This window comes from Citrobacter sp. Cpo012, from assembly GCF_030333015.1.
Classification (GTDB): domain Bacteria; phylum Pseudomonadota; class Gammaproteobacteria; order Enterobacterales; family Enterobacteriaceae; genus Citrobacter; species Citrobacter portucalensis.
The window spans coordinates 682,208-705,903 of record NZ_JAOWGR010000043.1; the positions used below are offsets into that span (position 1 = coordinate 682,208).

Annotated in this window: 21 protein-coding genes; 8 read left to right on the forward strand and 13 right to left on the reverse strand. The window is 55.7% G+C overall.

The window, feature by feature from the left end:
* Positions 1 to 126: 126 nt before the first annotated feature.
* From mmuM to OGX90_RS23065, 9 genes are all read right to left on the reverse strand, one after another.
* Positions 127 to 1,059 carry a homocysteine S-methyltransferase gene (gene mmuM / locus OGX90_RS23025; RefSeq protein WP_286624759.1) on the reverse strand — a complete coding sequence of 311 codons (933 nt, stop codon included), beginning with the start codon at positions 1,057 to 1,059 and terminating at the stop codon, positions 127 to 129.
* Positions 1,046 to 2,449 (reverse strand): S-methylmethionine permease, encoded by a 1,404-nt coding sequence (mmuP, locus tag OGX90_RS23030; RefSeq protein WP_001373486.1) that lies wholly within the window; start codon positions 2,447 to 2,449, stop codon positions 1,046 to 1,048. The genes mmuM and mmuP overlap by 14 nt, the downstream gene beginning before the upstream one ends.
* Before the next feature lie 274 nt (positions 2,450 to 2,723).
* On the reverse strand, positions 2,724 to 3,935 hold the full coding sequence (gene mhpT, locus OGX90_RS23035) for a 3-(3-hydroxy-phenyl)propionate transporter MhpT (RefSeq protein WP_020996588.1): 1,212 nt from the start codon (positions 3,933 to 3,935) through the stop codon (positions 2,724 to 2,726).
* Positions 3,936 to 4,004: 69 nt separating this feature from the next.
* Positions 4,005 to 5,018, reverse strand: a complete 1,014-nt coding sequence (gene mhpE / locus OGX90_RS23040) for a 4-hydroxy-2-oxovalerate aldolase (protein ID WP_032942491.1) — start codon at positions 5,016 to 5,018, stop codon at positions 4,005 to 4,007.
* Positions 5,015 to 5,965 carry an acetaldehyde dehydrogenase gene (mhpF, locus tag OGX90_RS23045; RefSeq protein WP_286624762.1) on the reverse strand — a complete coding sequence of 317 codons (951 nt, stop codon included), beginning with the start codon at positions 5,963 to 5,965 and terminating at the stop codon, positions 5,015 to 5,017. The genes mhpE and mhpF overlap by 4 nt, the downstream gene beginning before the upstream one ends.
* Positions 5,962 to 6,771 carry a 2-keto-4-pentenoate hydratase gene (mhpD, locus tag OGX90_RS23050; RefSeq protein ID WP_286624764.1) on the reverse strand — a complete coding sequence of 270 codons (810 nt, stop codon included), beginning with the start codon at positions 6,769 to 6,771 and terminating at the stop codon, positions 5,962 to 5,964. Before mhpD ends, mhpF begins: the two co-directional genes overlap by 4 nt.
* A 9-nt stretch (positions 6,772 to 6,780) precedes the next feature.
* Entirely contained in the window at positions 6,781 to 7,647 is an 867-nt protein-coding gene (gene mhpC / locus OGX90_RS23055) for a 2-hydroxy-6-oxonona-2,4-dienedioate hydrolase (RefSeq protein WP_103015003.1), read from the reverse strand.
* Between the two features lie 28 nt (positions 7,648 to 7,675).
* Positions 7,676 to 8,620 carry a 2,3-dihydroxyphenylpropionate/2,3-dihydroxicinnamic acid 1,2-dioxygenase gene (gene mhpB / locus OGX90_RS23060; protein ID WP_048236000.1) on the reverse strand — a complete coding sequence of 315 codons (945 nt, stop codon included), beginning with the start codon at positions 8,618 to 8,620 and terminating at the stop codon, positions 7,676 to 7,678.
* Position 8,621: 1 nt separating this feature from the next.
* Positions 8,622 to 10,286: a bifunctional 3-(3-hydroxy-phenyl)propionate/3-hydroxycinnamic acid hydroxylase gene (locus OGX90_RS23065; RefSeq protein WP_118262410.1), complete on the reverse strand. Its 1,665-nt coding sequence runs from the start codon at positions 10,284 to 10,286 to the stop codon at positions 8,622 to 8,624.
* 191 nt (positions 10,287 to 10,477) lie between these two features.
* Here OGX90_RS23065 and OGX90_RS23070 point away from each other — a divergent pair, with 191 nt between their 5' ends.
* The 3 genes from OGX90_RS23070 to OGX90_RS23080 all read left to right on the forward strand — a co-directional run bounded on the left by OGX90_RS23070 (position 10,478) and on the right by OGX90_RS23080 (position 12,253).
* Positions 10,478 to 11,290: a DNA-binding transcriptional regulator gene (locus OGX90_RS23070; RefSeq protein ID WP_128612103.1), complete on the forward strand. Its 813-nt coding sequence runs from the start codon at positions 10,478 to 10,480 to the stop codon at positions 11,288 to 11,290.
* 135 nt (positions 11,291 to 11,425) lie between these two features.
* Positions 11,426 to 11,728, forward strand: coding sequence for a putative quinol monooxygenase (locus tag OGX90_RS23075; RefSeq protein WP_234692776.1), 303 nt, complete (start codon positions 11,426 to 11,428; stop codon positions 11,726 to 11,728).
* A 135-nt stretch (positions 11,729 to 11,863) separates the two neighbouring features.
* Entirely contained in the window at positions 11,864 to 12,253 is a 390-nt protein-coding gene (locus OGX90_RS23080; protein ID WP_233097433.1) for a VOC family protein, read from the forward strand.
* Positions 12,254 to 12,397: 144 nt separating this feature from the next.
* Here OGX90_RS23080 and OGX90_RS23085 read toward each other — a convergent pair whose 3' ends face one another.
* Complete coding sequence (locus OGX90_RS23085; protein WP_003830914.1) at positions 12,398 to 12,874, reverse strand: cold-shock protein; 477 nt, start codon at positions 12,872 to 12,874, stop codon at positions 12,398 to 12,400.
* A gap of 86 nt (positions 12,875 to 12,960) precedes the next feature.
* A complete protein-coding gene (locus OGX90_RS23090; RefSeq protein WP_003021350.1) occupies positions 12,961 to 13,206 on the reverse strand; it encodes a YmjA family protein in 246 nt (81 codons plus the stop codon).
* A gap of 381 nt (positions 13,207 to 13,587) precedes the next feature.
* Here OGX90_RS23090 and OGX90_RS23095 point away from each other — a divergent pair, with 381 nt between their 5' ends.
* Positions 13,588 to 14,364 carry an MBL fold metallo-hydrolase gene (locus tag OGX90_RS23095; RefSeq protein ID WP_057067089.1) on the forward strand — a complete coding sequence of 259 codons (777 nt, stop codon included), beginning with the start codon at positions 13,588 to 13,590 and terminating at the stop codon, positions 14,362 to 14,364.
* Positions 14,365 to 14,382: 18 nt separating this feature from the next.
* Positions 14,383 to 15,333: a GlxA family transcriptional regulator gene (locus OGX90_RS23100; protein ID WP_048236003.1), complete on the forward strand. Its 951-nt coding sequence runs from the start codon at positions 14,383 to 14,385 to the stop codon at positions 15,331 to 15,333.
* On the opposite strand, the gene OGX90_RS23105 is transcribed toward OGX90_RS23100, so the two are convergent.
* Positions 15,330 to 15,992, reverse strand: a complete 663-nt coding sequence (locus OGX90_RS23105) for a class I SAM-dependent DNA methyltransferase (protein WP_008783870.1) — start codon at positions 15,990 to 15,992, stop codon at positions 15,330 to 15,332. The genes OGX90_RS23100 and OGX90_RS23105 overlap by 4 nt on opposite strands.
* Positions 15,993 to 16,103: 111 nt before the next feature.
* Between OGX90_RS23105 and OGX90_RS23110 the strand changes: the two genes are divergently transcribed.
* The 3 genes from OGX90_RS23110 to OGX90_RS23120 all read left to right on the forward strand — a co-directional run bounded on the left by OGX90_RS23110 (position 16,104) and on the right by OGX90_RS23120 (position 21,696).
* Positions 16,104 to 17,186, forward strand: a complete 1,083-nt coding sequence (locus OGX90_RS23110) for a LacI family DNA-binding transcriptional regulator (protein ID WP_048236005.1) — start codon at positions 16,104 to 16,106, stop codon at positions 17,184 to 17,186.
* A gap of 121 nt (positions 17,187 to 17,307) precedes the next feature.
* Positions 17,308 to 20,391 carry a beta-galactosidase gene (locus OGX90_RS23115; RefSeq protein WP_286624769.1) on the forward strand — a complete coding sequence of 1,028 codons (3,084 nt, stop codon included), beginning with the start codon at positions 17,308 to 17,310 and terminating at the stop codon, positions 20,389 to 20,391.
* Between the two features lie 51 nt (positions 20,392 to 20,442).
* Positions 20,443 to 21,696, forward strand: a complete 1,254-nt coding sequence (locus OGX90_RS23120) for an MFS transporter (protein WP_071444600.1) — start codon at positions 20,443 to 20,445, stop codon at positions 21,694 to 21,696.
* 94 nt (positions 21,697 to 21,790) lie between these two features.
* Here OGX90_RS23120 and prpE read toward each other — a convergent pair whose 3' ends face one another.
* Positions 21,791 to 23,677, reverse strand: a complete 1,887-nt coding sequence (gene prpE, locus OGX90_RS23125; protein ID WP_286624771.1) for a propionate--CoA ligase — start codon at positions 23,675 to 23,677, stop codon at positions 21,791 to 21,793.
* Positions 23,678 to 23,696: the final 19 nt, after the last annotated feature.

Genomic DNA, 23,696 nt, shown 5'->3' on the forward strand with positions numbered 1-23,696 from the left:
CGCTGCGCTTATCAAGCCTACAATGAACGATGTAGGCCGGATAAGGCGCTTGCGCCGCCATCCGGCAATGCCTGATGCGCTGCGCTTATCAGGCCTACAATGAACGATGTAGACCCGATAAAACCCTCAGCTTCGCGCTTTTAGCGCGGCAATATCCGCAGGCGTGGTGCGACAGCACCCGCCAATTAACCGTGCGCCAGCGGCCTGCCACTGCGGCAGATAATCCGCCAGCTGCGCGCAATGTTCACCGTGATGATGCCAGGTTTTGCTCACGGCATCGTAATGCTCGCCCGAGTTCGGATACACCACAAGCGGCAGCGCCGTTAAACCGTGTAAATGCTGCAACGCAGCGGTGGTGTTTTCCAGTGCAATACAGTTAATGCCTAGCGCCACCACCTGCGGATAACCCGCCAGCAACGCAACCACGTCACGCAGCGGCGTACCGTCGCTCAGGTGCTCTCTGTCGCGCAGGGTAAATGAGAACCACGCCCGCGCACGCGGATATGCGGTCAACAGCTCAGCCAACGCCTCAATCTCGGCAAAATTCGGCAGGGTTTCACAGGCCAGCAGATCGGCCCCGGCATCCAGCAAGGCTTCCACGCGCGGGCGATGAAACGCCTGAAATGCCTCAACGCTACAATGATAATCGCCACGGTATTCAGAGCCATCCGCCAGATACGCGCCGTAAGGCCCGACGGATCCCGCCACCAGAAGCGTTCCCGCCTGCGGGTTCTCTGCCAGATACGCTTCACGGGCTTTACGCGCCAGCTCCACGCTTTTGCCAATCAGCGCTTTCGACTGCGATTCATCCAGACCTCGCGCGGCGAAGCCCGCCGGCGTCGCCTGATAGCTGGCAGTGATCGCGCATTGCGCCCCCGCCCGGTAGTAATCAAGATGCACTTCGCGGATAAGCTCCGGGTTTTCTACCAGCACTTTGGCTGACCACAGGCTGTCGGCTAAGTTACACCCTCGCGCTTCCAGCTCCGTCGCCATCGCGCCATCCAGCAGCAGGATATCCTGTTTATCAAGGAGAGCGCGTAACGGATTATTCTGCGACATGTTCTGGCTCCTGTTTTGCGTTTCGGGGTTGAGTAAGGAAATAAGCACCATAGCACAACGCAACAAACGGTAACCCGCACCACAACGCAATTCTCTGCGCTGGATCGAATGCCAGCCCTACACAGGCCACCAGGCACAGCACAAAACCTAATACTGGCACCAGCGGATACCACGGCGCGCGATAATGTAATTCACTCAATGCCTTACCTTGTTGCAGATGACGGCGACGAAAAACAAAATGCGAGGCGCAGATACTCAGCCACACCGCTACCACCGCAAACCCGGAGATTGCCGACAGCGCAACAAATACCGTGTCCGGGGCCACCACGCTGGAAAACAGCGCCAGCACACCACCGAGCATACTGACCGACAGCGCCGTCAGTGGCACGCCGTTTTTCGTTACTCGCGCAAAACAGGCCGGTAGCGTACGTTCATTCGACAACGACCACAGCATGCGCCCGGAGGCATATAACCCGGAGTTCGCTGCAGAAAGAATAGCCGTCAGGATCACGAAGTTAAAAATATCAGCGGCGTACGGGATCCCTACTTTCTCAAACACCAGCACAAACGGGCTTTTCTCCACGCCCGCCTGCTGCATCGGGATCAGCGCCGCCAGCACAAACACGGTGCCGATAAAGAAAATAATCAGTCGCGCGATGGTAGTACGAATCGCTACCGGGATAACTTTGCGCGGGTTTTCCGTTTCACCGGCAGCAATGCCGATAAGCTCGGTACCCGAAAAAGCAAAGTTCACTGCCACCATAGTCATCAGAATCGGTAAGCCACCGTGCGGGAACCAGCCTTCCGCCGTGATATTACTCAGCCCCGGCGCGGGCGAGCCATCCTGCATAGGAATAAAGCCGAAAATCGCCGCCCCGCCGAGGATGATAAAAGCGATGATAGTGACCACTTTGACCAGCGAGAACCAGAACTCCCCTTCGGCAAAAAAGCGCGTAGAGATAACATTCAGGCCAAAAATAATCGCGCAGAACACCACGCACCAGACCCATACCGGAACCTGTGGAAACCAGTACTGCATACAGAATCCGGCGGCGGTAAAACTCGAACCCAGCGCCACGGTCCAGGTCAGCCAGTAGAGCCAGGCCACGGTATACCCCGTTGCCGGGCCAAGATAGCGCGCGGCATAAACGTGAAACGCCCCGGTCTCCGGCATCGCGACCGACAGCTCGCCCAGACACTGCATAACCAGCCAGACCACCAGCGCACCAATCAGATAGGCCAGCAGCGTTCCCGCCGCTCCGGTGGTGGAGATGATGTACCCGGTATTGAAGAATAATCCTGTGCCAATCACGCCGCCCAGGGAAAGCATAATCAGGTGACGCGTTTTCATTGTGCGCTTCAGTGGCGCATTTTGTTGTGTTGTTTGCATATAACCTTCTAAACGTATGGACATCTAAACATCCAAAGAAGGTTTGTTATACCGCGTTTGTTAACAGAATGCAAAGTCAACCCTGCACCAGACGCAGATGCCCGCGCCGGGCGCTTAATAGCGGGTGGGGATTAATAATCAGATACAAAAAGGGCCGCCAGCTCATAACGCCTCCGTTGCCATGTTTTATCTAAACTTTGGCAACACAGTTGACTGACGGCGTTCACCCGGAAGTGGGAATCAAATCTCCCCACTCCCACAACCGGATGAGTGCTTAAGCACCGCTGGCTGGGATCGGCATCTGTGATTTGCGGCTCATCAGAATAAATACCGCCAGGCCTGCCAGCAAAATGCCCGGCGCAGAAGCCGCCATCACCCCTACCGTTCCGGTACCGAGCGCTAACATTTTCCCTGCCAGCAGCGGGCCGCTCATCGCCCCCAGACGCCCGACTGCGACGGCGGTTCCCACGCCTGTGGCGCGGATCTGCGTGCTGTAAAACAGCGGCGCCAGCGCATACAACACGCTTTGCCCGCCGGTGGCGAACATCCCCGCCACAAATCCCGCCATTAGCATGCCGCTCAATGACGACACCGTACCCAGCGCCAGCAGTGAAGCCAACATCCCGGTGTAGATCAGCAGCGACATCACCACCGGGCGCAGTTTATCCATTAACGCCCCGAGAATTAACGTGCCGCTGGCCGCGCCAATTTGCAGAGCAAACATTACGCCTGCCGCCTGCGATGGCCGAAAGCCCTGCTCCACCAGCAGCATCGGCAGCCAGTTGATCAGCATATACACCACCAGCAGGGTGAAGAAATAGCACAACCACAGCAGCAGCGTGGCACTCGCCGTCGCTGGCGCAAACAGGGCACGCAGCGGTGCGGCGGCCACTTGCGTTTGTTGGGTATAAACCTGTGATTCCGGCAGCCAGCGCATCAACAGCGGCACCAGCAGCAGCGGGATCACCCCGCCAACCCAGAACACAGTTTGCCAGGCGGAGGCCAGGCCGCTAAACCCAAGCGCCGCCGCCAGCGCCGCGCCGATCGGCACACCGCAGTACATCAGACTCACCGCCGTACCGCGAAAACGCGGGCCCGCCGCCTCGGAAGTCAGCGCGATCAGATTCGGCAACGCCGCGCCCAGCCCGACACCGGTCATCAGACGGGCAAACACCAGCGATGAGAAATCCCAGGAAATCGCCGTCGCCAGCGAGAACAGGCCGAACAGCGCCACAGAGGCAATGAGAATGCGCTTGCGGCCATAGCGGTCAGCCAGCATGCCACCCACCAGCGCGCCGGGCAGCAGCCCGAGAATGCCCGCACTGAAGATCCAGCCCATCTGCATTTTATCCAGCGCAAACGCGTGGGCGATACCGACGGCAGCGATACCGGCGGCCTGTAAATCCAGCCCTTCCATCAGGGCAACTAAAAAGCAAAGCCCAACGGTCAACGTCAGGCGGTAAGATGCGGGGGTACGGGTCGTCATAAGATGTCCCTCTGAGGTCACGATGCAGGTGAATCGCGGCTGATACGTTGCCAGCCGCGTAATCATTTTTTATTTGCGGTTGCGCAGGTCCAGCGCTACGTCGACGATCATATCTTCCTGGCCACCCACCATCCGACGTTTGCCCAGTTCCACCAGAATATCTACTGCGCTCAGGTCATAACGTGCTGCCGCCACTTCGCAATGACGCAGGAAGCTGGAGTACACCCCGGCATAGCCCAGCGCCAGCGTTTCACGATCCACCCGCACCGGACGGTCTTGTAATGGACGCACTAAATCGTCGGCGGCGTCCATCAGTGCGTAGAGATCGGTGCCGTGCTGCCAACCAAGCTTATCCGCAGCGGCGATAAATACCTCCAATGGCGCGTTGCCCGCGCCTGCGCCCATCCCGGCCAGGCTGGCGTCGATACGGTCACACCCCTCTTCTACCGCGGCAATGGAGTTCGCCACCCCAAGACTCAGGTTGTGATGCGCATGCATTCCGGTTTCTGTTTCCGGCTTCAGCACCGCTTTCAGTGCGCGGAAGCGGGCGCGAATATCGCTCATGTTCATTGCGCCGCCGGAATCGACCACATAAATACAGGTCGCGCCGTAGTTTTCCATCAGCTTCGCCTGCTGCGCCAGGTTCTCCGGTGTGGTCATATGGCTCATCATCAGAAAACCGACGGTATCCATGCCAAGCTCACGCGCATACTGAATATGCTGGGCCGACACATCAGCTTCAGTGCAGTGGGTCGCCACGCGCACTACCCGTGCGCCGGCCTGATATGCATTTTTCAGGTCATGAATAGTGCCGATACCCGGCAGCAACAGCGTGGCAATTTTGGCATGCTTCACCACGTCCGCCGCCGCTTCAATCCACTCCAGGTCGCTGTGCGCACCAAAGCCGTAGTTAAAGCTGGAACCTTGTAAACCGTCGCCGTGGGCCACTTCAATAGAATCAACCCGTGCGTCGTCCAGCGCTTTGGCTATCTGGCGCACATTCTCCAGCGAATATTGATGACGAATAGCGTGCATACCGTCGCGCAGGGTCACGTCAGAGATATAGAGTTTTTTACCGTTCATGCTGCTTCTCCTGCCTGACGAGCGAGGGACTGCGCCATCTTCTCAGCGGTCGCCAGCGCGCTGGAGGTCATAATGTCGAGGTTGCCCGCGTAGGCTGGTAAATAGTGCGCCGCGCCTTCCACTTCCAGATACACCGCGGTTTTCAGCCCAGAGAACTGGCCGATACCCGGCAGATTCACCGGTTTATCCTCCGGGATGACTTCAAACTGGACACGCTGTTTCAGGCGATAGCCCGGCACGTAGGCCTGCACCGCCGCCGCCATCTCATTAATCGACGCTTCAACTTCAACCTCAGAGGCCGCTTCGCTCAGCACATACACCGTGTCACGCATCATCAGCGGCGGCTCGGCCGGGTTAAGGACAATAATGGCTTTGCCTTTTGCCGCGCCGCCGACCACTTCAATCGCCTTCGAGGTAGTTTCGGTAAACTCGTCGATATTGGCACGGGTACCCGGTCCTGCCGATTTACTGGCGATCGAGGCGATAATCTCGGCGTAATGGACTTTTGCCACGCGAGAAACTGCCGCCACCATTGGGATGGTCGCCTGTCCGCCGCAGGTCACCATATTGACGTTCTGCTGATCAACGTTGGCTGCCAGATTCACCACCGGCACGCAGTAAGGACCGATTGCCGCGGGCGTCAGGTCGATCAGGCGGATGCCAGGTTTAACGGCACGTAGCGCGGCGTCGTTCTTCACATGCGCACCTGCGCTGGTGGCGTCAAACACAATGTCGATATCAGCGAATTCCGGCATGTCGATAAGCCCTTTCACCCCTTCATGGGTGGTGGCAACGCCCATGCGTCGGGCACGCGCCAGGCCATCAGATTCTGAATCGATACCGACCATCACCGCCATTTCCAGATGCACGCCGTGACGCAGAATTTTTATCATCAAATCGGTACCGATGTTGCCGGAGCCGATAATGGCGACTTTACGCTTACTCATGACTGACTTCCTTTTGTAACCGCCGCTGAAAAGGTGGCGGCGACTGAACCAATACCGTCGATATGGGCTTCAAAACAATCGCCCGCATTCACCGCCACCATCGGGCCTAACGCTCCGGTGAGAATAATGTCTCCGGCACGCAGCGGCTCGCCGAGGCTGGCCATTTTGCGCGCCAGCCAGACGGCGGCGTTGATCGGATGTCCCAGGCATTCGCTGCCGCGTCCGCTGGAGACCTCTTCGTTGTTGCGCGTCATTTTCATCGCGCAGTTTTTCAGATCTAATCCTGCCGGACGCTGTGCCGGACCGCCGACCACATACACGCCACAGGAGGCGTTATCCGCCACGGTATCAACAAATTTGATCGACCAGTCGCGGATACGGCTGCCGACCACTTCCAGCGCGGGAAGTACCCACTCTATGGCGTTGTAAAGCTCGTCAAAAGTGGTGTCGGTATTGGGCAGATCGCGGTTCAGCACCAGCGCAATTTCGGCTTCAATACGCGGTTGCAGAACACGGGAAAACGGGATGGTGTCGTTATCGCCATAGCACATGTCAGCAAACAGCGTGCCGAAATCCGGCTGATCGACACCCAGCTGCTGCTGCACTTTCGGGTGCGTCAGCCCCACTTTGCGCCCGACCACGCGACGCCCGCGCGCCACGTCGTACTGCACGTTGATGCGCTGAATGGCGTAGGCCGCTTCCGCGTTATCCACACCAATCAATTCACGCAGCGGGGAGATGGCTTCCCCTTTTTCTTCAGCCTGACGTAAATCGGCGGCTAGCTGCTCAAGATTACGATTCGTCATGTCCGTTCCTTAAGGGCGTGTGAGGAAATTCAGCACCAGTTGGTTAAAGGCATCCGCATGTTCCCACTGCGCCCAGTGCCCGCAGTCGCGGTAGATGTGCAGTTCAGAACCGGCAATCCCGGAAAGCAGGCGCAGACCGGCATCCATCGGTACAAAGCGGTCATTGCGTCCCCAGACAATCAGAGTCTGAGCTTTGATTTCACCCAGACGCGGGCTGAAATCCGGGAACTGTTTCGGGTTGGCCTCCAGACTCTGGACAAAGTTTTCCAGGTGATCGCGACGCGACAGCATGTTATTCAGGCGCGCCTCAAACAACGCCTCGGTCAGGTCGCTGGTGTCAAAGACAAAGATCTCCATCATCAGCTTCAGGTTCTCGATGGTCGGCTCACGATACAGCTGATTCAGGCGCTTGATACCTTCGGTCGGCATCGGGGTAAACAGGCTCATGCCGCCCGTTCCGCCGCCCATTAATACCAGTTTGCCCACGCGCTCCGGCCAGCTCAGGGTAAACGCCACAGCACTGTGACCGCCCATCGAGTTACCCAACAGGTGGACTGTTTGAATATCCAATTGATCGACCACGCTTTTCAGGATGCGGGCGTTGAGATCGGATCGCGAACCGCGGTTAACGATCCCATCGCTTTTGCCCCAGCCAGGACAATCCAACAGGATCACCCGGTATCCGGCCTGTACCAGCGGATCGATATTGCGGCTGAAGTTTGCCCAGCCCGTCGCGCCAGGACCGGATCCGTGCAGCAGCACGACGGTCTCTTCGCCCTGCCCACAGTCATTGAAATGCACGCGTAGGGTTTCGCCTGCTTCCTGCACCTCCAGAAAACGACTGGTAGCGGCTTCGGTTTGCGGTTGGTAAGTCATGATGTTCTCCTGCATATTCAGTTCTGTTTTAGTTCTGCGTAGTGGCGCTCAGGGAGCCGAATCCGGCGATCCACTCCGGGATCGGGCGGTAATAGCGGCCTTCGCTGCGCCAGTTGCCAAAGGCAGAAATGGCGGCAAAGGCGGCAACCCAGGTTTTAACTTCGTGCGTTGATTTGCCCGCCATCGCGGACAGCTCTTCGTTACTGACCGCGTCCAGCTCCTGCAAACGCCCCTGCTCAAGCAGGGTCATAAAACGGTTATCCCAGACGGGGTTAAGCGGGTGTAGCGTGTTTTGATCGACCACAAACTTCTCGGCGGCGCTGATCACCCGCTGCTGGCGCAGCTCGCGCTCGTTTTCAGGTAACTGTTTGCCGCTGCCGAGCAGGCGGTCACGCATATGGGCATCAGCCTTCGCCAGCTCCGGTACCGGCGGCTGATGCGACAGACCACCGGAGCCTAAAAACAGCACGCGCTTATTCAGCGAGCTGGCGAAACGGCCAATCGCTTCACCGAGCATGCGGGTACGCTGAAAGCCCGGCAGCGGCGTGGCGACACCGTTAATAAACACTGGCAGCACCGGCACCTTATCCAGGCCGCCGAGCAAAAACTCCAGCGGCTGCGCGAAGCCATGATCGACCTGCATGTTGTAGGACACGGCGAGATCGATACCGCTTTTCATTACCGCGTGGGCGCAGGCTTCAGCGAGATCTGTCGGCACCGGTAATTCCCCCGCCGCACTACCAAAATCGCCGATCGCTGTAGCTCCAACGCCTAAACAGAACGGCGGCATCACGTCGTAGAAAAATCCGTTGTAGTGATCGGGGGCAAACAGCACGACCAGTTCAGGTTCGAACGCCGCAATACGTGCCCGAGCGCTGGCGATTACGCCGTTAACCTCGTCGAGCACAGCCTGTGCCGGGTCGACATAGCCCACCAGCGGCGAGTGGGAAAGACAGTGAAGATAAGCGTGCATATCAGGCAACCTTTTCAACAGGAATGTCGGCAGTAGCGCGAGTGAGCATCATCACCGACGCCAGTTTATTCAGGGTGCTGCCCAGGGTTTGCGGAATGGCGATGGCGGCCACGAAGCGGTCCGGGCGCATTACTACCAGCGCGGCGTTGTGCTGGGCAAACCACGCGCGCAGGCGGTTTTGCGTATCGCCAATGCGGGTAACGCCGTCGTGGTTATCCTGATCGGTATGTATCTGCGTATCCGGCACGACCTGGATAAAACGCGTCCCCAGCGCCTGCCACTGTTGGATCTGCGCCTCGCTCATGCCCCATAGTGGGTTACAGCCCCAGCCAATCACCGCGAAATTCGGTCCGATGACGTTGTCGAGCAACGTCACTTCGCCCGATTCCAGCGTCACCTTCGGCTGGATAAACATCTTGCCGACCGGTGAAGTTTTCGCGTCGCCTTCACGCACCAGCGCCCCGGCGTGGTACTGCGGCATCGGCTTAAAGCGCATTTCAAGGAAGTAGCGTTTGACCGGCGGAATATAGTTCAGCAGCCAGGAAACCCCGTCGCGTACCGCGCCGTGCCAGCGTTTGGGCGGCGCAAGTACGTTGCCAGCGGTCACGGAGAGGTCGATCATCGCTTTGGCGTGGTCGCGGCGTTCCTGCTGGTAGGTATCCAACAGCGCATCGCCGGCTTTACCGTTAATCACCAGCGCCAGTTTCCATGCCAGATTGAAAGCATCGCGCATGCCGCTGTTGTATCCCTGACCCTGCCAGACCGGCATAATGTGCGCCGCATCGCCCGCCAGCAGCACGCGGTCAATACGAAAACGTTCGGCCAGACGAGCATTATGGGTATACACGCGCTGGCGGATCAGCTCGACGTTGTCCGGGTTCGGCAGCACTTTGCTCAGTAACTGGCGCATATTCTGCGGCTCGCTAAGCTGCGCTTCGGTTTCCCCCGGCATAACCATAAACTCAAAACGGCGCACCGCGTGCGGCAGCGCGGCAGAGACATACGGGCGCACCGGATCGCAGCACAAATACACATGCGGCGTGCTGAGCGGATCGTTGGCGATATCCACCACAATCCACTGATTCGGCGCGGTTTTACCTTCAAACGGCACGTTCAGAGAACGTCTGACGTTGCTGCCGCCGCCGTCGCAGGCCACCAGCCACTGAGCCTTCACCGTTTCACGTTGACCGTCTGGCGCTTTCAGATTTAGCGTCACTTCGCCGTTTTGTTGGCTGAAGGCCTCCAGCTCGCGGGAGAACAGGCAGCGCACGTTGGGAAAACGCGACAACCCTTCCAACATCACCGCGTCCACCTGCGGCTGAATAAAAGCATTGCGGCGCGACCAGCCAAATTCGTCGGTCATCGGCTGGATATCAGCAAAACAGCGGCCTTTCGGGGTGAGAAAGCGCATCGCGTGCCACGGCGTGGTGTGCGGCAAAACGTTCTCGACCAGCCCCACAGACTGCATAGTGCGCAGCGCTTCATCATCAATGCCGATGGCGCGAGGATAGTCGATCAGCGTGTCGAGCTTCTCCACTACCAACACCTCAATGCCCATCTGCCCAAGATAGTTGGCCATCATCAGCCCTACCGGACCAGCACCGGCAATCGCCACCTGCGCGGTATGCTGCACAGCGGGTTGGATATCCGGGTTTTTTGTTGTCATTTCAGAACCTCACGACTCGGACAAAACGCAATTGCGGACCCTGGTGAGGCGCAATTTGTTTTGTTAAAAATATGTGAATAATTTTTTGTTGTGCGGTCAGTATAGAAGCGAGTTTTTGCGCTACAATCAAAACACGCCAGGATGTGCACTAAGTGCACAACGTTGTTTTACCTGTAGATTTGTCAATGAATATGAAAAATAACGAGAGCACTGAGTACAAAACCGTACGCGGATTAACGCGCGGATTAATGTTATTAAATATGTTAAACCGGCTCGATGGTGGGGCCAGTGTTGGCTTGCTTGCTGAGTTAAGCGGCCTGCATCGCACCACGGTCAGACGGCTGCTGGAAACCCTGCAGGATGAGGGTTACGTCCGGCGCAGCCTGTCCGATGACAGCTTTCGCTTAACCATTAAAGTCCGCCAGCTCAGCGAGGGGTTTCGTGACGAGCAGTGGATTTCTGCACTCGCCGCCCCGCTGCTGGGGGATTTGCTGCGCGAGGTCATCTGGCCGACCGACGTTTCCACGCTGGATGTGGACGCGATGGTGGTACGTGAAACCACCCACCGTTTCAGCCGCCTGTCGTTTCACCGGGCGATGGTAGGGCGTCGTTTGCCACTGCTGAAAACCGCATCCGGCCTGACCTGGCTGGCATTTTGCCCGGAGAATGAACGGCAGGAACTGATTGAAATGCTTGCCTCCCGATCGGGAGAAGAGTTCCAGCTTGCGCGCGAGCCGCTGAAGCTCAATGCCATTTTGACCCGCGCGCGAAAAGACGGTTTTGGGCAGAACTTTCGCGGTTGGGATCAGGAAGAGAAAATCGCTTCTATCGCCGTCCCCATCCGCAGCGAACAGCGGGTGATCGGCTGCCTGAATTTGGTGTATATGGCCAGCGCCATGACCATCGAACAGGCCGCGGAAAAGCATCTTCCGGCCTTACAAAAGGTGGCGAAACAGATAGAGGACGGCGTCGAGTCGCAGGAGATTTTGGTTGCCGGGAGGTGAGATGGATCACAGTTATGCGGATCATCTGATTGATAGCTGGCATAACTCACTATCCGGCCGATAAAACTCTGTGACGCCTTGCCCAAAAAATATCTTCATTTCATAGTGTGCATTCGTTTTCTGCCAGGAGGCTGCATGTTAAAGGTCATTGCTGAGGATTTCATCAAACCTGATTATATTGAAACTGTTCTCCCGTTGTATCGTGAGCTAATAGCGGCAACGAAGAAAGAACCGCACTGCATTGCTTACGACCTCTATATTGATGAAAAAGATCCGGGGCATTTTATTTTTATCGAAGAATGGCCAAACCACGCGGCTCTCGATGAACATTGTGCCAGCGAGCATTTCCAGCGACTTGTACCATTAATCGATCAATACACGCGCCAGGAAGCACGTTACATACTGATGGATGACGTGGTAAATCCGAATGCCACATAAAAATAGTGAAATGTGGACAGGTGGCTTATGACGAAAGTAAAGGAATAACTTTTTGGCAGGATGCTTAAAAGCATTCCAGTTAATGATAAAATAGCAAGCACAAATAGTAAGTTAATACCGGGTGCCATATTAAAAATGAATAAAAAATGTCTGGGATATATTTCAATTGTTGTCGATGATTATGACAGAGCTATCGATTACTACATAAATAAGCTCGGTTTTACCCTGATTGAAGATACTCCACAACCGGGGAAACGTTGGGTTGTGGTATCGCCGAACCCGGACAGTGACTGTCATTTGCTACTCTCCAGGGCTGCTAATGAAACTCAGGAAGCATTCATCGGTAACCAATGTGGAGGACGCGTATTCCTGTTTCTGCAAACCGATGATTTCTGGCGTGATTACAATGAAATGAAATCGGCTGGCGTTCAGTTTTGCGAAGCCCCCAGAGAAGAAGAATACGGTACCGTTGTTGTTTTTGAGGACCTCTATGGTAATCGATGGGATTTACTACAGAGAAAATAAACACCATATGTGACCATTAACGTTATCTGACTCAACTGGATATACATTTCTGGCACAAAATTGTTCTTCCCGCACCACAAATAAAAAACCGAAACCCGCTCCTGGAAAGCGCGGCGTTCCGGTTTTTATTCAGTCCGAAGGGTTTCAGACTTTAAGCAGTTTCACCGTCGCGTCGATGTCGATTTCATCTTCCGAGAAGATCAGCGTCGTGCCCTGGAAGGTAGTGATGGCCAGCTTTTTCAGCGTGCGCATTTCACCAGGCTTCACGTCTGATTTAGGTCGGATGCTGTTCATCAGCACGCCGACAGACAGCACAGCATTTTCTTTGTCGATACGGGTCTCTACAGGGACTTCTTCGCTGTAGACCAGGAATGACTTGATCGAAGTTAGCTTCAGACGCTCGCCTGCTATATAGATGTACTTGCTGTCTGGTATGACTTTTACCGCGTAGGCAGACAAGCCTTTGTTGTTGGTGGTGGGCTCAAAAGTCACCGCCGCGTCTTTCTTGATCAGCTCAGGATTAGCAACCTTAATCACATGAAAATAGCGGTTGTCGCCGTTTTCATCTTTGATAAATCCAAAGCCTTTATCTTTAAACCACGTTGTGATTGTTCCGTTCATTGCTGTTTCCGCCTGATTAAACCTATTACTTGTAGAGTATACCTACTCAATTTGCGCGCAGTGTAAAACACAGGCCATGTCTTTGGCTACTCGTTACCCCAACGATTGAGGAACTCCGCAATATCATCGATACGCTGAGCGTCGACACCTGCCACGGTAGCCATCTCCTGCTGCGCTTCTTCGCTGATCTCTTCGTTGTTCATCAAACGAGTGATCAGCTGCTGGAAGTAGTGCGCCAGCGCGTCACGCTCTGTGTCGCTCACCGGCTTTGCGGCCTCGGTCGCGTACTCGTCGGCGATATCATAATATTTTAGCGGAATGTCGTTGTTCATCAGTTGCTCCGGGGTAAATGCGTGTGCCAGCAGTTGCCTGCCGCGTCTGGTGTGAATGATAGCATTCTTATTTCATGGTTCGCGATCTGTTTTATTGGTCACTATGCATTACATATATCAATAATGTTTTCCGGCACCACTTCGCATTTAATAAACCTTCCGTATTTAAATAACAGCATTCTTATTCAGTTCGATATAATGGCTACTTATTAAATAACGAGCCACCAAGGAAATATTAAATTACTTTAATTCTAATTACATTATCGACATCTGTAATCCGCAGTTGGCCCAATCCCATCGCTAGTCGCCCATTTGCCCACATTCATCTTCTGGACAACACTCTACGATGACACCACTGACCTAACACGTGGAGCAAACACCATGAACATCACGCAAATCCGTAACGCTACGCAGCACATCACTTTTGGTGGCAAAACCTTTCTGATCGACCCTATGCTGGCGGCAAAAGGTACTTATCCGGGCTTTGCCGGTACGGCACGCGCCGAGATCCGCAACCCGACCGTTGATCTGCCTGTCGATATCGACACCCTGCTCAACGTTGATGCGCTGATCGTGACCCATCTGCATGAAGACCACTGGGATGAAGCCGCGGCTCGTGTCGTACCGAAAGACAAACCGATTTATGTGCAAAACGATCGCGATGCGCAGGTACTGCGGGAACAAGGTTTCACGCAACTGACCGTACTGACGCAAAACACTGCGCTTGGTGATATCACCCTGCGTAAAACCGGCGGCCAGCACGGTTCGGATCGCGCTTACGCCATCCCGCAAATGGCTGAGCGTCTGGGTGATGCCTGCGGAGTTATCTTCCAGCATCCGGCGGAAAAAACGCTGTATCTGGTCGGGGACACCATCTGGCGCGACGAGGTGGAAACCAACATGCGGACTTTCCAGCCAGGCGTGGTCATTCTGAACGCAGGCTTTGCTCACGTTATCGGGTTTGGCCCAATTATCATGGGCGCGGAAGATGTGCTAAAAACCCACTTCACGCTGCCCGAAGCACAAATTGTGGCGACCCACATGGAGGCGATTAACCACTGTCTGCTGACCCGCGCGGCCTTGAAAGAGTACGCCTGCGACAACCAGATTGCGCAATTCGTTAACGTGCCGGAAGATGGCGAAACCCTGACGTTTTAAACTCCACAGAGGACTCGTATGCAACCGCTTAACGTCGCCATTGTTGCCGTGGAAGATTTCAGCCCGTTTCACTTCTCGGTGCCGTGCATTATTTTCAGTGACAAAGTGGCGACGAAAAAGCGTTTTGAGGTGCAACTGTGTGCAGAACAGCCGGGCATCGTTTCCTCGCAGGATGGCTTCTCCATTAACGCAGCCTACGGCTATGAAGCGGTGGAGGCCGCCGACATTGTGGTGATCCCCTGGTGGGGTACCACGGCACATCGGCCACCACAAAGCCTGCTTGATGCGCTCAATCGTGCGCGACAAAACGGCGCGCAGATTGTTGGGTTATGCCTGGGTGCGTTTGTCCTCGGCTACGCCGGTCTGCTGGATAGCAAACGGGCGGCTACGCACTGGGAGTTCGAGCAGGATTTTCAGGCCCGCTTTCCGGCAGCTCATCTGGATATCAACGCGCTGTACGTGGATGACGACGGTATTATTACCTCGGCAGGCACCGCCGCCGCGCTGGATTGCTGCCTGTACGTCATCCGCCAACGTTTTGGCAGCACGGTGGCGAATCAGATTGCCCGACGGATGATTGTGCCGCCACATCGCGAGGGCGGCCAGGCACAGTTTATCGAGCAACCGGTGGCGAAAAATACCAAAGATCAGCGCATCAACGTCCTGCTCGACTATTTGCGCCAGCATCTCCATGAATCACATAATCTTGACGAGCTGGCGCAACGGGTGATGATGAGCCGTCGCACCCTCACCCGTCATTTTATGAAGGCCACAGGGTCAAGCGTGGCCGAATGGTTGATTGCCGAGCGCCTGCGCCGTAGCCAGACGTTGCTGGAGTCCAGCCAGTTACCCGTTGAACGCATCGCCGAACAGGTTGGTTTTCAGTCGCCCGTCACCTGGCGCCAGCATTTTAAATCCCACTTTGGCGTTAGCCCGGCTGAATGGCGTAAAACCTTTCGCGGCGATTAGCCTCTTTTTTGCGCCAGCCAGATGGTGTGCCCGGTGCAGTGCGGATCTTCCATCACCATCTCGACCACCGCAAAACCGTGTGCTGACAGCAGTGCGCGGTATTCATCCGGCGCGAGGCTGGCGTGAAACAGCGGCTCACCTTCAAATTGCCCCATCGCGATGCCGTTGTCCGTACCGCTGGTAAACATCAGCGCGCTGCCGGGATGGCTGAGGCGGTCAAAAATCGGGAACATCTTTTGCTGGTCCTGCTGAGTTAAATGGAAAAAGCTGTCCCAGGCGATCAGACCATCGAAAGTCTCATTGAGTGCCAACTCGCGCATATCCTGTTCCAGCCAGCGCTGTGCGGGAAAAGTGTTTCGGGCCCGCGCCAGCATCGCCGGGGAACCATCAACGCCGGTAAGCTGAAAACCTTGCTGGATAAAATAACCGGCGATCGGCTGACCGTTGCCGCAGCCAATATCCACAATGCTGCCCTGCCCGCCCATCACGGAAATAAATTTATCGAGCCAGCTTTTCTCGAACAAGGTGCGCGAGCGCTGGCTGGCAAAAGCATCCGCATGGCGTCGGTAGATGGACAGAATATTTTTTGCCGCAGATTCGCTCACAATGTCCTCGCTTTTTTCTTCTGTTAGGTATAACGACGATAAATCCTTCAGCACACTATCCTCAAACCCTGGAATGCGCCTCGCAGAACCCATGCGCAAATACCCCAAAACCGTCCCGCTGTGGCATCATAGCGCACAGATAACGTCATGACAGGGGTGATAAACGTGAAACCGGTAACGCTATACGATGTGGCAGACCATGCAGGTGTCTCTTACCAGACCGTCTCTCGCGTCGTGAACCAGGCCAGCCACGTTTCCGCAAAAACCCGACAGAAAGTTGAGGCCGCGATGGCGGAACTCAATTACATTCCTAACCGCGTTGCACAGCAGTTGGCTGGCAAACAGACGCCACTGATTGGCGTTGTGACGGCAAACCTTGCCCTGCATGCCCCCTCACAAATCGTTGCTGCCATAAAATCCCGCGCCGACCAGTCCGGTGCCAGCGTGGTGATCGCCATGGTCGAGCGCAGCGGCGTTGAGTCCTGTAAAGCCGCGGTCCACCATCTGCTTTCTCAACGCGTAACCGGGCTTATCATCAACTATCCGCTGGATGAAGAAGATGCCATTGCCGTGGCCGCTGCCTGCGGTACGGTGCCGGTGTTGTTTCTCGATGTCTCTGACCTGACGCCAATTAACAGCGTGATTTTCTCTCATGACGACGGCGCGCGCCTTGGCGTTGAACATCTGGTGCAGCACGGACATCAACGGATCGCCCTGCTGAGCGGGCCGCACACTTCCGTTTCGGCAAGGCTTCGGCATGCGGGCTGGCACAAGTATCTGGCACATTACCAGCTACAACCCGTTGTGGAGCTGGAAGGCGACTGGAGCGCGATGTCTGGTTTTCAGCAAACGATGCACATGCTGAATAACGGTAACCTCCCTACCGCCATGCTGGTCGCTAACGATCAAATGGCGCTGGGCGCGATGCGGGCAATCAGCGAGTTCGGTCTGCGGGTTGCAGTGGATATATCGGTAATTGGCTACGATGACACCGAAGACAGCGCCTGTTACATCCCACCGCTGACCACCATCAGGCAGGATTTTCCGTTGCTGGGTGAAACCAGCGTCGACAGGCTATTGCAACTCCCCCGTGGCGGCTCCAGCGTGGGTAACCAACTGCTTCCCGTCACCCTGGTCAAGCGCAAAACGGTTCTGCCTCCCGATACACAAACCACCACTCCCCAGGCGCTGGCTGATTCACTGATCCAGCTGGCGCGGCAAGTTTCTCAGCTCACACCCAAATTGTGAACGCATAACAATTGTGTGAGTCAGTTCACTTATTGAACGCCCCATCCTTTACAGCAAGGAGCGCTTGTTCGTATTTTGATTGAAATTGTGAGCGAGTAACAAATTCAAACAGGATACCGTTATGAACCTGAACACAGATTCACTCTCCGCTGTTCTGGCCCGCCGCGACTGGGAGAATCCCGGCGTCACGCAGCTCAACCGGCTTGAAGCACATCCGCCGTTCTGTAGCTGGCGCTCAGCGGATGATGCACGTACCAATCAGCGTTCGAGTCAGTTACGCTCGCTGAATGGCCAGTGGCAATTTGCCTGGTTTGCCGCGCCGGAGGCTGTCCCAGAAAGCTGGCTGACAAGCGATCTGCCACAGGCAGACATCATCAACGTCCCCTCTAACTGGCAGATGGCCGGTTATGATGCGCCAATTTATACCAACGTCACCTACCCAATCCCGGTGAATCCTCCGTACGTTCCGGCACAGAACCCGACAGGATGTTACTCGCTCACATTTAATGTTGAAGACGCGTGGTTAGAGGAAGGCCAGACGCGCATTATTTTTGACGGCGTGAACTCCGCGTTTCATCTGTGGTGCAACGGTCGCTGGGTCGGCTACGGTCAGGATAGCCGTCTGCCGTCTGAGTTTGATCTTAGCGATTATCTGCTGCGCGGCGAAAACCGTCTGGCTGTGATGGTGCTGCGCTGGAGCGACGGCAGCTATCTGGAAGACCAGGACATGTGGCGCATGAGCGGTATTTTTCGCGATGTCTCCCTGCTACATAAGCCCACTACGCAAATCCGCGACCTGCGCATTAATACCCGTTTTAATGACGACTTCAGCCGCGCCACGCTGGAAGCGGAAGTCAGAGTGGGTGGCAACGAGAGCGAAGATTTACGCGTCACCCTGCAATTGTGGGAAGGTGAAACGCTCACCCACGAAACGACCTCACCGCTCGGCAGCGAGATCATTGATGAACGCGGCGCTTATCATGACCGGGTGACTCTGCGTCTGAACGTCGAAAAACCGGCGCTATGGAGTGCCGAAACGCCCAATCTGTACCGCGCCGTTGTGCAGTTACACACCGCAGGCGGAGTACTGATTGAAGCGGAAGCCTGTGACGTTGGTTTTCGTCAGGTTTGTATCGAAAACGGCCTGTTGCTGTTAAACGGCAAGCCGCTGTTGATTCGCGGTACCAACCGCCATGAGCACCATCCGGTCAACGGCCAGGTGATGGATGAGGCGACGATGGTGCAGGACATCATCCTGATGAAGCAGAATAACTTCAACGCCGTGCGCTGTTCCCATTACCCGAACCATCCGCTGTGGTACACCCTGTGCGATCGTTACGGCCTGTATGTAGTCGACGAAGCCAACATTGAAACCCACGGCATGGTGCCGATGAATCGCCTCACCGACGATCCCGCATGGTTGCCTGCCATGAGCCAGCGCGTCACGCGCATGGTGCAGCGCGATCGCAACCACCCGAGCATTATTATCTGGTCACTGGGCAATGAATCCGGCCATGGCGTCAATCACGACGCGCTCTACCGCTGGATAAAATCAGAAGACCCGTCACGTCCGGTGCAGTACGAGGGCGGTGGAGCTGATACTGCCGCCACCGACATTATTTGCCCGATGTACGCCCGTGTCGATCAGGATCAGCCCTTCCCCGCAGTACCCAAATGGTCGATTAAAAAGTGGCTGTCGATGCCCGGCGAACAGCGTCCGCTGATCCTTTGTGAATACGCCCACGCTATGGGCAACAGCTTTGGCGGCTTCGCCAAATACTGGCAAGCGTTCCGTCAGTATCCGCGCCTGCAGGGCGGATTTGTCTGGGACTGGGTGGATCAGTCGCTGACCAAATATGATGAGAACGGCAAAGCATGGTCAGCCTACGGTGGCGATTTTGGCGACACGCCTAACGATCGTCAGTTTTGCATGAACGGGCTGGTGTTCGCCGATCGCACTCCGCATCCGGCGTTATATGAGGCCAAACATGAACAGCAGTTTTTCCAGTTCACTTTACTGCCGGGCGCTGAACGCCAGATTGAAGTGACCAGCGAATATCTGTTCCGCCGCAGCGATAACGAAGTTCTGCACTGGTCGATTGCCCTGGACGGCAACCCGCTGGCCGCCGGAGAAATCGTTCTGGATATCGCCCCACAGGGCCGCCAGGTGATTACCCTGCCGAACGTTCCGATGCCGGACACCGCAGGCGAACTGTGGTTGACGGTGCGCGTAGAGCAGCCTCAGGCAACCGCATGGTCAGAAGCCGGGCATATCAGCGCCTGGCAACAGTGGAAGCTGGAAGAGAAGCTCAGCCTGGTACGTCCATCACACGCCAGCAGCGCACCACAGCTGGATGTTAGTGAGAGCAATTTTACCGTGGTGGCCAACAACACACGCTGGCAATTCGATCGTCAGTCCGGCCTGCTAACACAATACTGGATTAGCGATGAAGCCCAGTTGGTAAGCCCACTTATTGACCAGTTCACCCGCGCGCCGCTGGACAACGACATCGGCGTGAGCGAGTCAACCCGCATCGACCCTAACGCCTGGGTTGAACGCTGGAAGGCCGCCGGTCACTATCAGGCTGAAGCAACGTTACTGCACTGTGCTGCCGATACGCTGAGCAATGCGGTACTGATCACCACCGAACATGCGTGGCAGTATCAGGGTGAAACGCTGTTCATCAGCCGAAAAAGCTACCGTATTGACGGCAATGGTGAAATGCAGGTAACGGTGGATGTCGACGTTGCCAGCGGTACGCCGCATCCGGCCCGCATCGGCCTGAGCTGCCAGCTGGCGCAGGTTGCGGAGCGAGTGAACTGGTTAGGTCTTGGCCCGCATGAGAACTACCCGGACCGTCTGGGCGCCGCCTGTTTCGATCGCTGGGATCTGTCGCTTGATGAGATGTACACCCCGTATGTTTTTCCGAGCGAAAACGGTCTGCGCTGCGGCACGCGCGAACTGTACTACGGTGCGCACCAGTGGCGCGGAGACTTCCAGTTCAACATCAGCCGCTTTAGCCAGCAGCAACTGATGGAAACCAGCCACCGCCATCTGCTGCAACCTGAGGCAGGCACCTGGCTCAATATTGATGGCTTCCATATGGGCGTCGGCGGCGATGATTCGTGGAGTCCTTCCGTGTCGCCGGAATTCCAGCTGAGCGCCGGACGCTACCACTTCCAGTTCGTCTGGGGCCAAAAATAATAATATAAGCAGGGCAGGTTGATACCTGCCCGCATTTATAGGAAGTCTGTTATGTATTATTTAAAAAACACTAACTTTTGGATGTTCGGCTTTTTCTTCTTCTTTTACTTTTTTATTATGGGTGCGTATTTCCCCTTCTTCCCTATCTGGTTACACGATGTAAACCATATCAGTAAAGGCGATACCGGCATCATCTTCGCCTGTATCTCACTGTTTTCTTTGTTATTCCAACCAATTTTCGGACTACTGTCCGATAAGCTTGGCCTGCGTAAACATCTGCTGTGGGTAATTACCGGCATGCTGGTAATGTTTGCCCCGTTCTTTATTTACGTATTTGGTCCGTTATTACAGGTTAATATTTTACTGGGTTCAATTGTCGGCGGGATTTACCTTGGCTTTATTTACAATGCCGGTGCCCCAGCGATTGAAGCCTATATTGAAAAAGCCAGCCGCAGAAGCAACTTTGAATTTGGTCGCGCGCGCATGTTTGGCTGCGTGGGCTGGGCGCTGTGCGCCTCGATTGCCGGAATTATGTTCACCATCAATAACCAATTCGTCTTCTGGTTAGGCTCTGGCTGTGCGGTCATTCTGGCATTGCTGCTGTTATTTTCAAAAACAGATGCCCCCTCTTCTGCAAAAGTCGCGGATGCGGTAGGCGCCAATAACTCGGCATTCAGCCTGAAGCTGGCGCTGGAGTTATTTAAACAACCGAAACTTTGGTTCCTCTCCCTGTATGTGGTCGGCGTTTCCTGTACTTACGATGTGTTTGACCAGCAGTTCGCCAACTTCTTTACCTCATTCTTTGCCACCGGCGAACAGGGTACCCGCGTGTTTGGCTACGTCACGACGATGGGAGAATTACTCAACGCCTCGATCATGTTCTTTGCACCGCTGATTGTGAACCGAATTGGCGGAAAGAACGCCCTGCTGCTGGCCGGTATGATCATGTCGGTAAGGATTATTGGCTCGTCATTCGCCACCACTGCACTGGAGGTCGTTATTCTCAAAACGCTGCATATGTTTGAGATACCGTTCCTGATCGTCGGCTGCTTCAAATACATCACCAGCCAGTTCGAAGTACGTTTCTCGGCCACGATTTATCTGGTGTGTTTCTGTTTCTTCAAACAGTTAGCCATGATTTTCATGTCAGTTCTGGCCGGGAAAATGTATGAGAGTATTGGTTTCCAGGGAGCTTATCTGGTGCTGGGGATTATTGCGCTGAGCTTCACGCTGATTTCCGTATTTACCCTTAGCGGTCCGGGGCCGTTTTCCCTGCGGCGTCGTCGCGAAAGCGTCGCGCTGTAAAAGCCTCTTTGCCGGATGCACCACTCACGTGGTTTATCCGGCCTACGATACTAAAAGGCCCGGTAAGCATTGCGCCACCGGGCATCACACGATGTTACTCTTCGATCGCCTGACGGATTTGCTGCAACGACGCGGGATCGTCAATGGTCGTTAGATCGCCAGGATCGCGGCCTTCACAGATCGCCTGGATCGTCCGTCTGAGCATTTTGCCAGAGCGCGTTTTCGGCAACTGCGATACAAACCAGACATGCGCCGGGCGGCCAAAATTACCAATCTGACTGTCCACCAGCGCCATAATCGCCTTCTCTTCCGAATGTGCGATGTCGCGATCTTCAAGGCTGTCGCTCTGTTTCGGAATGACAAACGCGACCGCTACCTGCCCCTTCAGTGCGTCCTTCACGCCGACCACAGCCACTTCGGCAACGTTCGGATAGCTGGAAATACTCTCCTCTATCTCACGCGTTCCCAACCGATGCCCGGCCACGTTGATGACATCATCCGTACGACCAAGGATGAAGTAATAGCCGTCCGCATCGCGAATACCCCAGTCAAAGGTGGCGTACACCTGACGAGAAAACAGCGACCAGTAGGTGTTCACAAACCGCGCGTCATCACCCCAGATAGTCTGGATACAGCCCGGCGGCAGCGGCCCTTCAATCACCAGCATGCCCTTTTCATTCGCTTCGCAGGGCTCACCGGTCACCTCATTGAGCAACTGCACGTTATATCCGTACATCGGCACGCCTGGGCTACCCAGCCGCGACGGGCGGTCGTCCAGCCCGCGAGCGATCGCCATAATCGGCCAACCGGATTCAGTCTGCCAGTAGTTGTCGATAACCGGGACGCCCAGCGTTTCCGTTACCCAACTGGCGGTCGGTTCATCCAGCGGCTCACCCGCCAGATACAGCACCTCCAGCGAGGAGAGATCGTGATTGCGGATTTGCGCGGTCGGGAATTTCTTCAGCACGCGGATGGCGGTTGGAGCGGAGAACATCCGGCTGACCTGATACTTCTCAACAATTTTCCACCATACGCCACAGTCTGGATACGTTGGCAACCCTTCGTAAACCACTGTCGCCATCCCCGCCAGCAGCGGGGCATACACGATATACGAATGCCCAACTACCCAGCCGATATCCGACGCGCAGAAGAACACACCGCCCGCTTTACCGCCGAAAATGGTGTCCATCGAGGTCGCCAGCGCGACCGCGTAGCCGCCAACGTCGCGCTGGACGCCTTTCGGTTTACCAGTTGTCCCGGAGGTGTAGAGAATGCAGGACGTTTCGTTCGACTCCAGCCAGGCAACCGGTACCCGCGCGCCGAGATGCTGCTGGCGCAGCGTGGCAAAGTCGAGGTCTCGCCTCTCTACCTGCGCCATTTTCGACAGACCGCGATCGACTAATACCACATGACGCGGCTGATGCTGCGCCTGATCGATCGCATCATCGAGCAGCTTTTTATACGGCAGGACTTTACCGCCGCGCGCCCCGGCATCCGCCGACACGATAACCACCGGTCGGGCGTCGTCGATACGCGCCGCTACGCTGTGCGAGGCGAAACCACCGAACACCACCGAATGGATCGCCCCTATACGTGCGCAGGCCAACAGCGTAATGTGCGCCTCGGCGATCATCGGCATATAAACCAGTACCCGATCGCCACGCTGTACGCCCAGCGACAACAACATCGCCGCCGCGACGTTCACTTCGTCATACAGCTGACGAAAGGTAAACGTGCGTTCTTCTTCGGTTTCTGATGACACAGCAATCAGCGCCAGCGCGTCAGGCTGTTTCTCCAGCCAGCGGTCAATGGCGTTGTGGCACAGATTGGTCGTACCACCGCAAAACCAGCGGGCAAACGGCGGATTACTGTGGTCCAGTACCTGCGTATACGGCTGCTGCCAGTCAATACGCTGGGCCTGCTCGGCCCAGAACGACTCCGGCTGCGTAATAGAACGTTGATAAAACTCGCTATAAGACATAATGCTCTCCTGTTGAACT

Coding starts and splice junctions, on each gene's coding strand:
- mmuM (WP_286624759.1), bottom strand. CDS start 1,059: ATGTCGCAGAATAATCCGTTACGCGCTCTCCTTGATAAACAGGATATC.
- mmuP (WP_001373486.1), bottom strand. CDS start 2,449: ATGCAAACAACACAACAAAATGCGCCACTGAAGCGCACAATGAAAACG.
- mhpT (WP_020996588.1), bottom strand. CDS start 3,935: ATGACGACCCGTACCCCCGCATCTTACCGCCTGACGTTGACCGTTGGG.
- mhpE (WP_032942491.1), bottom strand. CDS start 5,018: ATGAACGGTAAAAAACTCTATATCTCTGACGTGACCCTGCGCGACGGT.
- mhpF (WP_286624762.1), bottom strand. CDS start 5,965: ATGAGTAAGCGTAAAGTCGCCATTATCGGCTCCGGCAACATCGGTACC.
- mhpD (WP_286624764.1), bottom strand. CDS start 6,771: ATGACGAATCGTAATCTTGAGCAGCTAGCCGCCGATTTACGTCAGGCT.
- mhpC (WP_103015003.1), bottom strand. CDS start 7,647: ATGACTTACCAACCGCAAACCGAAGCCGCTACCAGTCGTTTTCTGGAG.
- mhpB (WP_048236000.1), bottom strand. CDS start 8,620: ATGCACGCTTATCTTCACTGTCTTTCCCACTCGCCGCTGGTGGGCTAT.
- OGX90_RS23065 (WP_118262410.1), bottom strand. CDS start 10,286: ATGACAACAAAAAACCCGGATATCCAACCCGCTGTGCAGCATACCGCG.
- OGX90_RS23070 (WP_128612103.1), top strand. CDS start 10,478: ATGAAAAATAACGAGAGCACTGAGTACAAAACCGTACGCGGATTAACG.
- OGX90_RS23075 (WP_234692776.1), top strand. CDS start 11,426: ATGTTAAAGGTCATTGCTGAGGATTTCATCAAACCTGATTATATTGAA.
- OGX90_RS23080 (WP_233097433.1), top strand. CDS start 11,864: ATGAATAAAAAATGTCTGGGATATATTTCAATTGTTGTCGATGATTAT.
- OGX90_RS23085 (WP_003830914.1), bottom strand. CDS start 12,874: ATGAACGGAACAATCACAACGTGGTTTAAAGATAAAGGCTTTGGATTT.
- OGX90_RS23090 (WP_003021350.1), bottom strand. CDS start 13,206: ATGAACAACGACATTCCGCTAAAATATTATGATATCGCCGACGAGTAC.
- OGX90_RS23095 (WP_057067089.1), top strand. CDS start 13,588: ATGAACATCACGCAAATCCGTAACGCTACGCAGCACATCACTTTTGGT.
- OGX90_RS23100 (WP_048236003.1), top strand. CDS start 14,383: ATGCAACCGCTTAACGTCGCCATTGTTGCCGTGGAAGATTTCAGCCCG.
- OGX90_RS23115 (WP_286624769.1), top strand. CDS start 17,308: ATGAACCTGAACACAGATTCACTCTCCGCTGTTCTGGCCCGCCGCGAC.
- OGX90_RS23120 (WP_071444600.1), top strand. CDS start 20,443: ATGTATTATTTAAAAAACACTAACTTTTGGATGTTCGGCTTTTTCTTC.
- prpE (WP_286624771.1), bottom strand. CDS start 23,677: ATGTCTTATAGCGAGTTTTATCAACGTTCTATTACGCAGCCGGAGTCG.